General features: G+C 46.7%; 16 protein-coding genes and 1 other annotated feature. Of the genes, 2 read left to right on the plus strand and 14 right to left on the minus strand.

Going from position 1 to position 14,394, the window contains the following annotated elements; genetic code table 11:
• Positions 1-131 precede the first annotated feature (131 nt).
• Both abnA and HAP68_RS13355 read right to left on the minus strand, forming a co-directional pair.
• Positions 132-1,097 carry an arabinan endo-1,5-alpha-L-arabinosidase AbnA gene (gene abnA, locus HAP68_RS13350; protein ID WP_024085676.1) on the minus strand — a complete coding sequence of 322 codons (966 nt, stop codon included), beginning with the start codon at positions 1,095-1,097 and terminating at the stop codon, positions 132-134.
• Between the two features lie 141 nt (positions 1,098-1,238).
• Positions 1,239-2,324 carry a M42 family metallopeptidase gene (locus HAP68_RS13355; RefSeq protein WP_007408096.1) on the minus strand — a complete coding sequence of 362 codons (1,086 nt, stop codon included), beginning with the start codon at positions 2,322-2,324 and terminating at the stop codon, positions 1,239-1,241.
• A 183-nt stretch (positions 2,325-2,507) separates the two neighbouring features.
• Between HAP68_RS13355 and HAP68_RS13360 the strand changes: the two genes are divergently transcribed.
• Positions 2,508-2,900: a hypothetical protein gene (locus HAP68_RS13360; RefSeq protein ID WP_014305553.1), complete on the plus strand. Its 393-nt coding sequence runs from the start codon at positions 2,508-2,510 to the stop codon at positions 2,898-2,900.
• 13 nt (positions 2,901-2,913) lie between these two features.
• Here the strand turns inward: HAP68_RS13360 and HAP68_RS13365 are convergent, their stop codons facing one another.
• From HAP68_RS13365 to HAP68_RS13400, 8 genes are all read right to left on the minus strand, one after another.
• A complete protein-coding gene (locus HAP68_RS13365) occupies positions 2,914-3,180 on the minus strand; it encodes a DUF1294 domain-containing protein (RefSeq protein WP_003152496.1) in 267 nt (88 codons plus the stop codon).
• Between the two features lie 57 nt (positions 3,181-3,237).
• Positions 3,238-3,597: a 50S ribosomal protein L20 gene (rplT, locus tag HAP68_RS13370; protein WP_003152495.1), complete on the minus strand. Its 360-nt coding sequence runs from the start codon at positions 3,595-3,597 to the stop codon at positions 3,238-3,240.
• Between the two features lie 31 nt (positions 3,598-3,628).
• Entirely contained in the window at positions 3,629-3,829 is a 201-nt protein-coding gene (gene rpmI, locus HAP68_RS13375; RefSeq protein WP_003152493.1) for a 50S ribosomal protein L35, read from the minus strand.
• Between the two features lie 12 nt (positions 3,830-3,841).
• Positions 3,842-4,363, minus strand: coding sequence for a translation initiation factor IF-3 (infC, locus tag HAP68_RS13380; RefSeq protein WP_071543361.1), 522 nt, complete (start codon positions 4,361-4,363; stop codon positions 3,842-3,844).
• Positions 4,364-4,421: 58 nt separating this feature from the next.
• Positions 4,422-4,552: a sequence feature (ribosomal protein L20 leader region), on the minus strand.
• A gap of 181 nt (positions 4,553-4,733) precedes the next feature.
• Positions 4,734-5,417, minus strand: a complete 684-nt coding sequence (gene lrgB / locus HAP68_RS13385) for an antiholin-like protein LrgB (RefSeq protein ID WP_003152487.1) — start codon at positions 5,415-5,417, stop codon at positions 4,734-4,736.
• Positions 5,418-5,429: 12 nt separating this feature from the next.
• Positions 5,430-5,870 (minus strand): antiholin-like murein hydrolase modulator LrgA, encoded by a 441-nt coding sequence (gene lrgA / locus HAP68_RS13390; protein WP_003152485.1) that lies wholly within the window; start codon positions 5,868-5,870, stop codon positions 5,430-5,432.
• Positions 5,871-5,999: 129 nt separating this feature from the next.
• On the minus strand, positions 6,000-6,734 hold the full coding sequence (locus HAP68_RS13395) for a LytR/AlgR family response regulator transcription factor (protein WP_024085677.1): 735 nt from the start codon (positions 6,732-6,734) through the stop codon (positions 6,000-6,002).
• Entirely contained in the window at positions 6,712-8,493 is a 1,782-nt protein-coding gene (locus HAP68_RS13400; protein ID WP_024085678.1) for a sensor histidine kinase, read from the minus strand. The genes HAP68_RS13395 and HAP68_RS13400 overlap by 23 nt, the downstream gene beginning before the upstream one ends.
• Before the next feature lie 186 nt (positions 8,494-8,679).
• Between HAP68_RS13400 and HAP68_RS13405 the strand changes: the two genes are divergently transcribed.
• Positions 8,680-9,474 carry an HAD family hydrolase gene (locus tag HAP68_RS13405; protein ID WP_024085679.1) on the plus strand — a complete coding sequence of 265 codons (795 nt, stop codon included), beginning with the start codon at positions 8,680-8,682 and terminating at the stop codon, positions 9,472-9,474.
• A gap of 54 nt (positions 9,475-9,528) precedes the next feature.
• On the opposite strand, the gene thrS is transcribed toward HAP68_RS13405, so the two are convergent.
• From thrS to dnaI, 4 genes are all read right to left on the minus strand, one after another.
• A complete protein-coding gene (gene thrS / locus HAP68_RS13410) occupies positions 9,529-11,460 on the minus strand; it encodes a threonine--tRNA ligase (protein ID WP_003152480.1) in 1,932 nt (643 codons plus the stop codon).
• A gap of 408 nt (positions 11,461-11,868) precedes the next feature.
• Positions 11,869-12,699 carry a putative sporulation protein YtxC gene (gene ytxC / locus HAP68_RS13415; RefSeq protein ID WP_003152478.1) on the minus strand — a complete coding sequence of 277 codons (831 nt, stop codon included), beginning with the start codon at positions 12,697-12,699 and terminating at the stop codon, positions 11,869-11,871.
• Positions 12,700-12,764: 65 nt separating this feature from the next.
• Positions 12,765-13,406, minus strand: coding sequence for a TVP38/TMEM64 family protein (locus HAP68_RS13420; RefSeq protein WP_003152477.1), 642 nt, complete (start codon positions 13,404-13,406; stop codon positions 12,765-12,767).
• Positions 13,407-13,437: 31 nt separating this feature from the next.
• Positions 13,438-14,373: a primosomal protein DnaI gene (gene dnaI / locus HAP68_RS13425; protein ID WP_003152475.1), complete on the minus strand. Its 936-nt coding sequence runs from the start codon at positions 14,371-14,373 to the stop codon at positions 13,438-13,440.
• Positions 14,374-14,394: the final 21 nt, after the last annotated feature.

Genomic DNA, 14,394 nt, shown 5'->3' on the forward strand with positions numbered 1-14,394 from the left:
CGTACGAATATAAATAATAAAACTTTTATTCTTCTATTTGTACGAACAACTTTATTATAGTTAAGGAGGAATCAAACTGTCAATCTTTTATTGCAAGTAAAAAAGCCGGACACACATGCCCGGCTGATCAATTAATAGGAAGGCCAGCCTGAACTCCAATCGATATCATTGATGAGCATCTTCGGAATTCCGCTGTTTTCGGCATCATACGCATGACGCACTAAAATATTCCCGTTCACAATGTCTTGACCGCCCGGGCCTTTCCAGCGGTCATTGCCGGAATCAAGAATCGTCCCTCCGCCTTCAGACATGCTTTTCCCGCTTTTATCGAGATATGGGCCGGTGATGCTTTTGGATCTTCCATAAGCGATTTTGTACGTACTATTCACGCCTGAACAGCATTTATCAAACGACACCATTAAGTAATAGTAGCCGTTCTGGTAGGTGATGGCCGGCGCTTCCAAAGCTCCGCCGTTATTCGGTCTGGCAGCGATGAAATAAAGTGACCCCGTCGGTTTCATTGTATTTTTATCAAGCTTTGTCAGCTTAATGCCGCTCCAAAAAGAACCGAAGGCAAGCCAAGGGTTTCCGTCTTTATCAATTGTCAGCTCCGGATCAATTGCATTGTAGTTATTGGCGCTTGTCGAACGGATGACAAGCCCTTCGTCCTTCCAGTTTCCCGAACTGAGGCTTGTAGATGATGCAAGACCGATCGCGGAGGTATTTTTGCCGAATGAAGAAACGGCATAATACAGCCAATACTTTCCGTTAAAATATTGAACATCGGGGGCCCATTGATTCAGCCCGTAATTCGGCACATAATTGCCCCACCATGACAGCGGGGAAGTAAAGATTGATTTCTGAACGGTCCATACGCCGCCGCTGCCCGCCTTTAAGACGCGAAGCCCCCTCTCCCCTTCCAAACCGGTTCCGAAAGCGTACCACGTGTTTCCTTCTTTCGCCATTGTCGGATCGTGAAGCAATTCATTTGATGCCCCCCAAAACGCGGCAGATGCCGGAGATGAAGACATCAGAAGCAGACCGGCTGTAACGGCTGCGCATGAAAAGCGGATCATGCGTCTGAATCTGTTTTTCATTTGTAAACCTCCCTTTTTTTAAAGCGCTTTCAAAAACATGTTGTCAGATTTTTCTATGTCTTTTCTTATTGTAGACGCAAGGCTCATATTTGTACAGACAAAAAAAAGAATCTGCTTAAAAAAGCAGATTCTTCCGTATCTTTATTGATAAGTAATACGGTCAACCGTTTCCCGGTCTAATTTTTTAATTACTTCTGTGATCAATTTTACCGTATTCTCATAATCATCCCGATGCAAAATAGCGGCATGAGTGTGAATGTAGCGCGTCGCGATCGTAATGGACAGCGCCGGCACTCCGTTTGCGGTTAAATGAATAGAACCTGAATCCGTGCCCCCTCCGGCAATGGAATCGAATTGATACGGAATTCCCGCTTCTTCCGCCGTGTTTACGACAAGGTCGCGCAGCCCTTTGTGAGATACCATTGACGCGTCATACAGAATAATTTGCGGCCCTTCGCCGATTTTGCTTTGCGCCTCTTTTTCAGAAATTCCCGGTGTATCTCCGGCAATTCCGACATCCACACCGAACGCGATATCAGGCTGGATCGTATGTGCCGCTGTTTTCGCCCCGCGCAGCCCGACTTCTTCTTGAACCGTTCCGACCCCGTATACTTCATTCGGGTGATCACTGTTTTTCAGATTTTTTAATACATCGATGGCAATCGCACAGCCGATACGGTTGTCCCACGCTTTCGCCAATAAATGCTTTTCATTGTTCATCACTGTAAATTCAAAATACGGCACAATCTGGTCACCCGGAAGAACGCCCCATTCCATTGCTTCTTCACGGCTGGACGCCCCGATATCGATGAACATCTCTTTAATATCAGCGGCTTTTTTTCTGGCGTCAGGAGGCAGAATGTGAGGCGGTTTCGAACCGATGATCCCCGTGATGTCCCCTTTTTTTGTCACGACGGTGACGCGCTGGGCCAGCATGACCTGAGACCACCAGCCGCCGACGGTTTGAAAGCGGAGAAAGCCTTTATCAGTGATTTGCGTCACCATAAAACCGACTTCGTCTAAATGCCCTGAGATCATGATTTTCGGACCGTTTTCTTTGCCGGTTTTTTTGGCGATTAAACTTCCCAGCCGGTCTGTTGTGACATCATCGGCAAATGGTTCTATGTATGATTTCATCACTTGTCTTACTTCTCTCTCATTTCCCGGTATCCCTTTTGCATCCGTTAACGCTTTCAGCATGGTGAGCGTTTCATCTAATTTTGTCATCAATAAACCTCCTTTTTTTCACTACCCTTCTTATTATACAAAACCAATGCTGAAGCATACGATTAATTCGCCTGAAAAACGGGTAAATGTTTTTATCTATTTCTTTTAAAAAAATGAAACTTTTTGTTTTGTTTTTCGTATTACATCAGATCATGACAAAGGTGAGGAGGTGCCTTCACACATATGGCCATTACAGTATTGAGGATTGTCTTGCTTGCACTTCTTATTTATTTTATTTACATGTGCGTCAAATTTTACGCAAACCCGAAAAGAAGGCTCAGACTGGCGCAATCAAAAGAGAATTTTTATTTTATTGACGAACAGAAAAACACGCGAAAAAATCTCCAGCTTACTTATAAAGGAGTGCTCTTTGAAGGAGAAAAGCATATCCCTTCCAAAGATCATCCGCTGTTTATCCATACAATATTTGTATGGACCGAAAATCCGGAAAAGCTGAACCGCTTTTCTGCAGATGATTTTGAAGAAGTCGAAAAAAAGGTATTGGAGCGGTACCCGAATTGCAAGATTGATTGGGACCAGCCCATCAAAAAAGCGAAAAAAGCAGGCGAGCGATAAGCTCTCCTGCTTTTTATTTTTTATACATCAAATACATGAGCACAAGGGCGGCTTCAGTGAGAAAAAGCAGCGGCACCCCGTATAAAAAGGATTTGTGTTTCGTCTTATGCCTGAAGGTGCGCATGCCGATCCATACGCCGAGTGAGCCGAACATGGCGGCTGTGAGCCATATTCGTTTCTCTGATATTCTCCACCTGTGCGCCTTTGCTCTTCTTTTATCAGCGCCCATGATCCAAAAGCCGTATCCGTTTATCAATACGGCGTAAATGAAGAGAGCCATTGATTGTCACCCTTTACGTAAAAAAACCGCTCCCGGAAAGAGAGCGGCTTTTTCAACTTACTTGTCTAACTGAGCTTTAGCAGCATCAGCAAGCTGATTGAAAGCAGTAAGATCGTTTACAGCAAGATCAGCAAGCATTTTGCGGTTTACTTCGATGCCTGAAAGCTTAAGACCGTGCATTAAACGGCTGTAAGAAAGACCGTTCATACGTGCAGCAGCGTTGATACGAGTGATCCAAAGCTTACGGAAATCACGTTTTTTCTGACGGCGGTCACGGAATGCATAGTTTCCTGATTTCATGACCTGCTGGTTTGCTACTTTGTATAATGTATGTTTTGAACCGAAATAACCTTTTGCTAATTTAAGAACCTTTTTACGACGCTTACGTGTAACAGTTCCGCCTTTTACTCTTGGCATTAGATTTCCCTCCTAATTGTTCCTTGTCCGATTACTTGATGTTGGCAAGCTGTTGTTTGATGCGTTTGAAGTCTCCTGCGCTCACAATAGCACCCTTGCGAAGCTTACGCTTTTGCTTTTGGGATTTGTTGGCGAATAAGTGACTTGTGTATGCATGAGAACGTTTTAACTTCCCAGAACCTGTCTTTTTAAAACGTTTAGCAGATCCGCGGTGAGTTTTCATTTTTGGCATGGGATTTCCTCCTTATTGCTTTTCGTTTTTCGGCGCGAGCATTAAGAACATGCTGCGGCCGTCCATTTTTGGTTTTGTTTCGACTGTCGCAACTTCCGCACATGCTTCAGAGAAACGGTCCAATACGCGCTGGCCGATTTCTTTATGAGTGATTGCGCGCCCTTTAAAGCGGATAGAAGCTTTCACTTTATCGCCTTTTTCAAGGAATTTAATCGCATTGCGCAATTTCGTGTTAAAGTCATGCTCATCGATCGTCGGACTTAATCTAACTTCTTTTAAGTTAATGATTTTTTGATTTTTGCGTGCTTCTTTGTCCTTTTTCTGCTGCTCGAATCGGAACTTACCGTAGTCCATGATGCGGCAGACAGGCGGTTTTGCATTTGCTGCAACTAACACAAGGTCAAGATTTGCGCGGCCGGCGATTTCAAGTGCTTCCTGACGGGACTTGATGCCGAGCTGATCGCCATTTTGTCCGATCAGACGAACTTCACGTGCACGGATACCCTCATTAACCAATTGATCTTTGCTAATAATGAGCCACCTCCATAGTTTCTTCGAATTGATTCACAACGCTTTTTGACTGCATTCTGCAGGCAAACAAAAAGTGCGGGCATGACAACACACCCACACTACGAACATCTGCATAAATAAAAATGTACGGTCAACCTGCCAACTACATGAATGTGTCAATCAGGTGAGAAGCGGGTGCCTCTGCTTGTGATTTATATTCAATTCAATAACTATTCTACACAATACCGGATCATTAGTCAAGAATGACTTCTCCGGATCAACTTTTTCATTTTAACACGATGCCGGGGTGAGCGCAAGGAAAAATGTGAAATTTCGTTCTTTGCCGCCCGCGGACGTGCCAACACAATAAAAAACCCGGGTCTATGACCCGGATTTATCCTCCGATGAGCTGAACGAATACCGGAATGACCAGCACCGTCACCACTCCTACGACGACAACCGCGATACTTGCCATTGCCGCTTCTACTTCCCCCATCTCAATGCCGACCGCAACACCGAGTGCGTGTCCTGATGTGCCGAGAGCCAGTCCCTTAGAGATTGGGTGCTTTACTTTAAACAGTTTTAAGAATAAAGCGCCAAGAGCATAGACGATAACGGCGTTGAAAATAACGGCGAAAGCGGTGATGTCGGTGATGCCGCCGATCCCTTTTGACAGCGGAAGGGCAATTGCCGTTGTCGCCGCCTGCGGAAGCATGCTTTTCATAACGGCCGCGTCGAGATGAATGCCTTTTGCGATCAAATAGACAATCGTGACTGAGCAGATAGAGCCGACAATGATGGAAGACATGATCTGCCACCAGTATTTTTTCAGCTTGGCACGCTGTTTGTATAAAGGGATGGCAAAAGCGATCGTCGCGGGCTCCAGGAAGAATTTAATAATGTCTCCTCCGCTTTTATAATCTTCATACGAAAAACCGCCGAGCTTCAGAAAAAGAATTCCAAGCACCATCGCAACAAACAGCGGGGTGAAGAGGAAAAAGCCTCTCGTTTTTTTAAATAAATACGTGCCGATGCCAAAGGCCGCAAGCGAAACAACAATACCGAAATATGGACTCATCCGTTTTCCCTCCTAATGCTGCACAAGTTCGTTTTCCTGATTGGAACGGCGCACCGTTTGTTTATCAGCCGGAGCAGCCTTCTGACGTTTTTGGCTGACAGACAAGATCAGCTGAGAAAAAAGGCCCGTCGCCCCTAACAGAATGATGGTGGCGAGTAAGATGACGAGTGCGATCTGCACGCCGTACTGCTGCATGACGCCAAGTGAATTCATCACGGAGATGCCCGACGGGACAAATAAAAATCCGATCAGTGACGTTAATGATGTTCCCAGCGTTTCTACTTGTTCAAGCTTAATCACTTTCAGGCATAAGAGGACAAATAATAACACCAAACCTACTACGGAAGCGGGTATAGGAATGGGGACAATCGCTGCAATCCCATTAGATATGAGCATAATTACGGCAAAAATAAATGCTTGTGTCAGAAATCCGTACACTTTTTTCGCACTCATTTTCTTCACCTCTTTCTCTTTGTTAGGTCCATTATAAAAGAGAAATCGATTTTTAAAGCGCTTTCATAACAAACGGCTGAATATTCATTCTGAAATGCAAAAAACGGCTGCTGAAATGCAAAAGCCGCCTCATATAATATGAAGCAGCTTTTTTAAGTCCTTTGCGTATGTACGGCTGACGGGAATTTTAGAGCCGTCTTTTAAGATCAGATTGTAAGTCGAATTAAACCACGGATGAATTTCCGTAATATGCTCCGTATTCACGATGAACGCGCGGTGCACTCTCAAGAAACCCGTATCAGGCAGTTTTTTCTCAATGACCGCCAAAGTTTCATGAACGGAATAAGACGCGGCAAACGTTTTGACGGAAACGTGTCCGTCCTCCATGCCGGCGTAAATAATGTCCTTCGTATCTAAAATGACAATAGATTCACCGGCTGATACAGCCAGTTTATGCGCTCCGGCTGAGGACGGCTGCTCCGAGACGGCTCCTGCCCTGTCCTGCTTCACTCTTTTAAACTTTCTGATCGTCTGGCGCACTCTTTCTTCATCAAAAGGCTTCGTTAAATAATCGAGTGCGTCGACTTCAAAAGCTTTTAAAGCAAATTGGTCATACGCCGTCGCAAAAACGACGGCCGGCGGATTTTTCATGTTTTTCAGCCGTTTGGCAATATCAAATCCGTTTTCTCCTGACAAATCAACGTCCAAAAACAGCAGATCCGGTTTTTGATCCATCATACTGTCAAAAGCGGATTCAATATTTTCAGCTTCGTTTATGTCACTTACTTCATTCGTCCGTTTCAGCAAATAAGCTAATTCATCTCTTGCCAGCATTTCATCATCAACGATTAACACCTTCAGCATGTTCTTCTCCTTTAGTCATCAGTTTCAAAGGCAGCTCAAATGATACGTCCGTACCTTTGCCGGTCTCACTTTCCAATCGCAGGGCTGCCTTGGGGCCGAACAGCCCGATCAGCCGCTGATTTAAATTGTAAAGCGCAGTTCCCGTCCCTTCTTTAGACGGGAGCGGACGGTTTCCGAGCACGGACAGCAATTCCGGATCAATTCCCCGCCCGTTATCTCCAACCCGCATTAAAACCGACTGACCGGCGGATACCACGCTCACACTGACGGCACAGCTGTCCTGCTTTCTTGAAAATGCATGGCGAAGCGCATTTTCGACGAGAATCTGCAGCACAAAAGGAGGAATTTCGATGTCCTCCAAACCGCGTTCGATTTCAAGACTGATTTTATATTTCCCGGGAAAACGGGCCTGCTCCAATGATAAATACGCCTGCAGATGGTTCAGTTCTTTAGAAAGCGGGATGAGCAGCTGCCTTGCCCCCTGGAGATTGGAACGGAAATAGACGCTGAGCTGCAGCAGAAGCTTTCGGGTTTTTTCTACATCCGTACGGCAAAGAGCAGAAATCGTATTGATCGCATTAAACAGAAAATGCGGATTGACCTGTGCTTGAAGCGCTTTTATTTCTGCGTCTTTCAGCAATTTGCTCTGCAGTTCCGCCTCGCCGAGTTCAAGCTGTGTGGAAAACAGCATGGCGAGTCCTTCTGCAAGCTCTTCTTCAACCCGGCTTAAACCTGACGGGCTTTTAAAGTACATTTTCAGCGTCCCGATCGTTTTGCCGTTTGACGTCAGCGGCAATACAATCGCCGCATGCAGCGGACAGGGATCGTGCGTGCATTCAATTTCTTCCTTTGATGTCGCTTTCATAATATGACCCGTTTTAATGACGCGTTTTGACAATCCGGTAATCAGGCTTTCAGACGGAATATGATGGTCGGCACCCGCGCCGACGTGCGCCAAAATCTTTTCGTTATCCGTAAGCGATACCGCGTCCGTTCCTGTTTGCCTGTGGATGATGGCAGCGACGCTTTTGCATGAGCTTTCATTCAGCCCCTGGCGGAAATACGGAAGCGTCTGATCGGCAATCATCAGCACCCTGTGGGTTTCAAGGGCTCTCGCCCGTTCTTCCTTCCGGATAATCGACTGAATGATCGAAAGAAAAATAAAAGTCCCTGACCCGTTTACCAATATCATCGGGATGCCGATGATGCTCACAAGCGTCCAAGCATCAGAAAACGGCTTGGCCATCAAGAGGATGAGCAGCATTTGCAGCGATTCCATTCCGAGTCCGACAAGCGCGGCCACACGCGGTGTCGGCATCCTGTAGCGTTTTCTGAAATACCGTCCGATCCAGCCGGACAAAATGCCCGCTAAAACGGATGAGACGGCACAGCTGACTGCGGTCGCGCCGCCGAGTGATAAACGATGCAGGCCGGCCAGTATGCCGACGCCGATCCCCACATACGGGCCGCCTAAGAGTCCGCCGATTTCAACGCCCATAATTCTTGTATTGGCAATTGAACCGGACGGATTAATTTGAAACACCCAGTCATTATTCATGATTGTATTCCGCTGAATTTCTATTCCCGTATAGTTGCTGATGATACTGAACAGCGAGAAAATTGAAATCAGCACCGCTTTGCCTTTATAGCTCTCAGGCTGCTGGAGCGCCTGTCTGAACAATCTGGTATGAGCCAGAACAAATCCCAATATGACGATAATTCCGACTCTTTCCAGCATCATGATGATCAAATGCAGCATACTTTTCACCTGTTCTTTCAAATTTTATTTTATCACGTTTTAGAGCCTGAGACAGAATCTGACACAAACCTGCCTGTTTTTTTCAAATCATCTGAAAACAAATCTTTCACAGTCTATGTATCTATTGTAGAATAAACGGGAGCCTTGCGGCAGAGAGTTTCAGAATATAACAAAGAGGAGAAGATCATGAAAGCCGTATTTTTTGATTTGGACGATACACTGTTATGGGATGAAAAAAGCGTCAGAACAACATTCAGGGAAACATGTTTACAAGCGGAAAAAAAATATGGCCTTGACCCGCAAACATTTGAAGAGGCGGTACGGAAAGCGGCACGGGAATTGTATATGTCATACGAAACCTATCCTTATACGGTCATGATCGGCATTAATCCGTTTGAAGGATTATGGGCGAATTTTTCCGAGCCGGTCAGCGAAGGATTTAAACAGCTGAATCGGATTGCGCCGGAATACAGACGAAACGCCTGGACGAACGGCTTAAAAAGCGTCGGTATAGACGATGCGGCTTACGGCGAATATTTGGCGGAGTTTTTCGCGGCGGAACGCAGACAGCGCCCGTATGTGTATGATGAAACGTTTGCGGTGCTTGATAAGCTGAAAGGTGTTTATGAATTGCTTCTGCTGACAAACGGCGATCCCAGCCTGCAGAAAGAAAAACTAGCCGGCGTTCCTGAGCTCGCGCCTTATTTTAATGAAATCGTCATCTCAGGCGCTTTCGGAAAAGGGAAACCCGATGCCTCCATATTCGAACATTGCCTCGGCCTCCTGAACCTGAAAAAAGAAGACGCCATTATGGTCGGAGATAACCTCAATACTGATATATTGGGAGCGAAACGGGCAGGCATTACGACAGTCTGGATAAACCGGACGCAAAAGAAAAATGATACGGATATTGCGCCTGATTACGTGATCAGCGATCTTCACGAGCTGTTTGCGATTATAGAGAAACAAAAAGAAAGATAATTTTATACGCTAAAAAACCCCATTCTGAATGAACGGGGTTTTTTGTATTTCCGGTTATTTTTTCGCTTCGGCTACAGCCTTTTTCACAAAATCGTCCAATGAGACGGTTTCTGATTTCTGCTCGCCGTATTTCCGGACGTTTACCGCGCCGTTTTCCGCTTCTTGGTCACCGACCACAAGCATGTACGGGATTTTTTGCATTTGCGCTTCACGGATTTTATAGCCGATTTTTTCGTCCCGGCTGTCAAGCTCGACACGCAGGCCTTCGCGCTGCAGGCGCTCCTGCACTTTTTTCGCGTAGTCAAGATGCACGGACGGTGATACAGGAATGACTTGGAATTGCACCGGCGCAAGCCATGTCGGAAGGGCGCCTTTGTGCTCTTCGATTAAGAAAGCAACGAAACGCTCCATCGTTGATACGACGCCGCGGTGAATAACGACAGGGCGGTGCTGTTTGCCGTCTTCTCCGACGTAAGTGAGATCAAAGCGTTCCGGAAGAAGGAAGTCAAGCTGTACAGTTGACAATGTCTCTTCTTTGCCGATCGCCGTTTTCACCTGCACGTCAAGTTTAGGGCCGTAAAACGCCGCTTCGCCTTCCGCTTCATAATAGTCGTGCCCCATCTCATCCATTGCCGCCTTCAGCATGGATTGCGCTTTGTTCCACATCTCATCATCATCAAAATATTTTTCCGTATCTTCAGGATCGCGGTAAGACAGGCGGAATGTGTAATCACTCAGTCCGAAGTCTTCGTATACGTCTTGAATCAAACGGACGGTGCGGATGAATTCTTCTTTAATCTGATCAGGGCGGACGAAAATGTGCGCGTCATTTAACGTCATGCCGCGTACGCGCTGAAGACCTGAAAGCGCCCCGGACATTTCATAACGATGCATCGTTCCGAGCTCGGCGATGCGGATCGGAAGCTCGCGGTAGCTGTGAATGTCCTGTTTGTAAATCATCATATGGTGAGGACAGTTCATCGGACGGAGCACGAGTGTTTCATTGTCCATTTCCATCGGAGGGAACATTGTATCCTGATAATGATCCCAGTGCCCTGATGTTTCGTACAGGTCTTTGCTTCCGAGGACAGGCGTATACACGTGCTCATAACCGAGGCTCAGCTCTTTATCCACAATGTAGCGCTCGATCACGCGGCGGATGGTCGCGCCTTTCGGCAGCCAGAGCGGCAGACCTTGTCCGACTTTTTGAGAGTTGGCAAACAATTTTAATTCTTTGCCCAGTTTTCGGTGGTCACGCTCTTTCGCTTCTTCAAGCATGCGCAAATGCTCTTTCAAGTCATCCTTTTTAAAGAAAGCCGTGCCGTAAATCCGCTGAAGCATTTGGTTTTTGCTGTCGCCGCGCCAGTATGCGCCCGCAAGGCTCAGCAGCTTAAATTCTTTAATTTTGCCTGTAGACGGCACGTGCACGCCGCGGCACAGGTCAAAAAATTCGCCCTGCTCATAAATAGAGACCGTTTCGTCTTCTGGAATCGCATCCAGCAGTTCAAGCTTCAGATTATCGCCGATTTCCGCAAACATGGCTTTTGCTTCATCACGGCTCACTTCTTTTCGGATGATCGGCAGATTTTCACCGATGATGCGTTTCATTTCTTTTTCAATCTTCGGAAGGTCATCCGGCGTCAGCGCCTGCTCCATTTCAACGTCATAATAGAACCCGTTTTCAATGACGGGGCCGACTCCGAATTTCACATCTTTATAAATGCGTTTAATCGCCTGGGCCAATAAATGCGCCGTGCTGTGCCGCATGATGTTCAAACCTTCTTCTGTGCCTTCTGTAATGATTTCTACGGCACCGTCCTCTTGAATCGGCGTTCTTAAATCAATTTCCTGTCCGTTCAGTTTTCCGGCTAAAGACTTTTTCTTTAATCCCGGACTGATGGATGCCGCGATATCTTCTGTTGTTGTTCCTTTCGGAAATTCCTTTACCGCTCCGTCCGGAAATGTGATGTTGATCATATCTGACATCTTCGTCACTCCTTTTTTTATGCAAATCAAAAACCCCGCCCCCTATGAAAGGGACGAGGTTAAATAAACGGAATCGTGGTTCCACCCTTTTTTCCGCGCGGCCGATTGCTTCGGCACTGCGGCTCTAAGCTCTGTAACGGGAGTTCCCGTCAGCTATTACTGGCGCTTATTCCGGCGTTCACAGCTGAAGTTCAAAGGCGGTAAAGACAATGATCCATAGCTGGAAAGCTTTCAGCCTGGGCTCTCCTCTCTTATAAAGCCGGTATCAATGCTTCATGTCCTTATCAATACGTGTAGCAATCATTAATCTTTTATGTATTATAAAATGTCTGTGAGAAAAATGCAACTCGGTTTTCCGTCTGATTTCGCACAGACAGCCCTGCCGCTTACACAAGGCCGTCCGTGCGGCTATCCTTCCGTCTTCTCGGCTGCAAACGCGCCCAGCGGAAAAAGGCGCACCCTCTCCTGAAACACGTTTTGAATGGTTCTTGACATCATATGTTCCGGTTTGTCCGTATACAGTTCGACCGTCTCAGGCGCAATGGAGATCAGCGGCGCAAGGAGATGGGAATCTATATACATCGGGTGCTCCCGTACAAACCGTCTGTCTATGTATTTTTTCTGTTCCCGTTCTGACACATAGCGCAGCTCCCACAGCGTAAAAGCCCGGTCATGTACGATGCGGACTTTCTTCATCCGCGGCGGATTGGATGTCACATAATCTCTCAGAGACTGGATAAAGTTTTGATATTCCTGTTCCATCCGGTATTCATCTATCGCGGCCTCCGCATATTCTCTGAGCCTCTCATAATACCTGCCGAGCCGGAACGTCTGAAACGAACGCACGGAAAAAACACCCGCATCAAGTGAAATCGTCCGGAGCGCATCTGAAATAAACTGTGTGCGCGGCTCTTTCTTCGGCTCAAACGGATGATCCTCAAGCTCTCCTTCCATAATGCTGTGTGCAAGCTGAAGGATTTGCTGCTGTTCATCCTGATCGGTGAAGCAGTATGCGTCCTCAATAAGCGAAAGCATATGCTCGTCTTCTTTGCATTCCAAAAAAAACCTGACAAGTATCGGCTCAATAAAGCGCTGAACGCAAAAAGCCGTTTCAGACCTTGCGATTCCGACTTTTTTTATGCCTTCACGGACAATAAAATGTCTCCGGTCGTCCGATTGCTGAATGAGATGTAAAAAAGCGGCGGTATCGTGGTCATCTTCAAAGATCACTTCAAGCATATTTGTCCCCCCTTACGGCATCTGTTACAAGTATATGGGGGATGTTTTTAAAATAGACGTAAAGGTTAGCTTTCACCGCCGAACAAATGACGCACCTTCTTTTTAAATATAACGGGAAGCGATAAAAATACGATGTAAAGACAGATCACGCAGAGTACGGTCAGCACATTGCCGGACATAAAGCTCGCGCCGAGCACATTCAGGACGATCGTCCCCGGAATGATGCCCGCTGCGGTCGCCAAAAAATACGTTACCGGCCTGACTTTCGATAGGCCCGCGGCATAGCTGATCACATCAAAGTTAACAGGCAGAATGCGCAGGATAAAAATATAAAAGAAGCCATTGGTTTTCATCTGCTTTTGAATGGCTTCCATTTTTCCATGACGGCTTTTCTCATTAAAGGCAAACAGCCCCGCCGCAAAAAAAGACGCGGCGGCAGCGCCCATTGAGCCCGCCAGCGTATACATGGTGCCGAAAAACGGGCCGAACGCCAATCCTCCGGCGACGGAAACGATTGATACGGGAAACAGCACAAAAGGCCTGACGATGGAAATTCCGATAAACACAAGCGGCGCAAAAACACCGAACGATAACACCCACAGCCGGATCTCCTTAGGCGACAGATTCAGATATTTGCGGTTTGCCCACAGCAAAAGACCCGCTCCCGCCGCAGCCGCAGCCCAAGTGACAGCCTTCTTATTCCTCATTCCCTCAAATCCTTCCCATTGGACGCCGGCATCATGAACGGCGGCGGTTTTCCCCGTCAAGACGGATGGGCGAAGCCAAATATAAAATCCGCTCCATCAGTCTTGCCGCTTTTACTTCTTCCTTTTCTCCCCGCTGTGAATACGTAAAATGATGCTTCAGCTCGTCTGGTGAAAAATTAGACGAGAAGAAAGTGGGAAGCTGCTGGCTCATTCTGTGCTGAAGCACGGTGCCGATGACTTCATCCCTGACCCAGCTTGTCATTGACTCCGCTCCGATGTCATCAAGCATCAGTACGGGCGTCGTTTTCACCATATTCAGTTTCGCCTCCAGCGACTGATCCTGAAGCGAGTTTTTCAGCTCTCTGACAAATTCGGGAACATATACGATCATTGATGAATACTCTTTTTCCGCCAGTTCGTTGGCAATGGCGGCTAAAATAAATGTCTTTCCGATTCCGAATTTTCCGTACAGATACAGCCCTTTGCCTTTTCCCGTTTCATTATAGCTCTTCAGAAAATCCGTCACATGCTGGAAAATGCCGAGTCTGCTCGGATCGGTAATATCGATCTGCTGAAACGTCGCGCCGAGAAGATCCTGCTGGATATACATGCTCTTCATCAGGGACTTTTGCCTTTTCTGGCGGTCGAGCTTTCTCTTTTCCGGACATTCGTAATATTCAATATCAATGGAACGCCCGTTGATCACAAGCTTCGGATGGTAGCCTTCAAGCAGGCTGTTCGTCCGGCTGTCTTTCGAACAGAAGGCGCACTGTTTGCTTTGCTGAACGAATTCGTACAGTTTATTTAACCCTCTGTCAATCATGCTTTGATTGATAACATCTTTCTGTTCCTTCAAAAAAGCCTGGACGTCTTCGTCGGCCATAACTTGCTGCTGCATTCGTTCCAGGCGTTTTTGAAAGTCAGGTCTTTTCGTCACGCCTTCTAAGGATCGGCTGATCGGTTCCATTCAATATCACCCCGCTTCTCT

Origin of the sequence: Bacillus sp. Bvel1 (assembly GCF_014872755.1) — a bacterium.
GTDB classification, from domain to species: domain Bacteria; phylum Bacillota; class Bacilli; order Bacillales; family Bacillaceae; genus Bacillus; species Bacillus velezensis.

What these genes read in the sequence shown, in the direction of transcription:
- HAP68_RS13400 (WP_024085678.1), bottom strand. Translation starts at nt 8,493, where the DNA reads ATGCTGCATTTGATCATCATGATGCTGGAAAGAGTCGGAATTATCGTC.
- HAP68_RS13360 (WP_014305553.1), top strand. Translation starts at nt 2,508, where the DNA reads ATGGCCATTACAGTATTGAGGATTGTCTTGCTTGCACTTCTTATTTAT.
- rplT (WP_003152495.1), bottom strand. Translation starts at nt 3,597, where the DNA reads ATGCCAAGAGTAAAAGGCGGAACTGTTACACGTAAGCGTCGTAAAAAG.
- ytxC (WP_003152478.1), bottom strand. Translation starts at nt 12,699, where the DNA reads ATGCTTGAAGTGATCTTTGAAGATGACCACGATACCGCCGCTTTTTTA.
- dnaI (WP_003152475.1), bottom strand. Translation starts at nt 14,373, where the DNA reads ATGGAACCGATCAGCCGATCCTTAGAAGGCGTGACGAAAAGACCTGAC.
- lrgB (WP_003152487.1), bottom strand. Translation starts at nt 5,417, where the DNA reads ATGAGTCCATATTTCGGTATTGTTGTTTCGCTTGCGGCCTTTGGCATC.
- HAP68_RS13365 (WP_003152496.1), bottom strand. Translation starts at nt 3,180, where the DNA reads ATGGCTCTCTTCATTTACGCCGTATTGATAAACGGATACGGCTTTTGG.
- rpmI (WP_003152493.1), bottom strand. Translation starts at nt 3,829, where the DNA reads ATGCCAAAAATGAAAACTCACCGCGGATCTGCTAAACGTTTTAAAAAG.
- HAP68_RS13420 (WP_003152477.1), bottom strand. Translation starts at nt 13,406, where the DNA reads ATGAGGAATAAGAAGGCTGTCACTTGGGCTGCGGCTGCGGCGGGAGCG.
- HAP68_RS13405 (WP_024085679.1), top strand. Translation starts at nt 8,680, where the DNA reads ATGAAAGCCGTATTTTTTGATTTGGACGATACACTGTTATGGGATGAA.
- lrgA (WP_003152485.1), bottom strand. Translation starts at nt 5,870, where the DNA reads ATGAGTGCGAAAAAAGTGTACGGATTTCTGACACAAGCATTTATTTTT.
- HAP68_RS13395 (WP_024085677.1), bottom strand. Translation starts at nt 6,734, where the DNA reads ATGCTGAAGGTGTTAATCGTTGATGATGAAATGCTGGCAAGAGATGAA.
- HAP68_RS13355 (WP_007408096.1), bottom strand. Translation starts at nt 2,324, where the DNA reads ATGACAAAATTAGATGAAACGCTCACCATGCTGAAAGCGTTAACGGAT.
- abnA (WP_024085676.1), bottom strand. Translation starts at nt 1,097, where the DNA reads ATGAAAAACAGATTCAGACGCATGATCCGCTTTTCATGCGCAGCCGTT.
- thrS (WP_003152480.1), bottom strand. Translation starts at nt 11,460, where the DNA reads ATGTCAGATATGATCAACATCACATTTCCGGACGGAGCGGTAAAGGAA.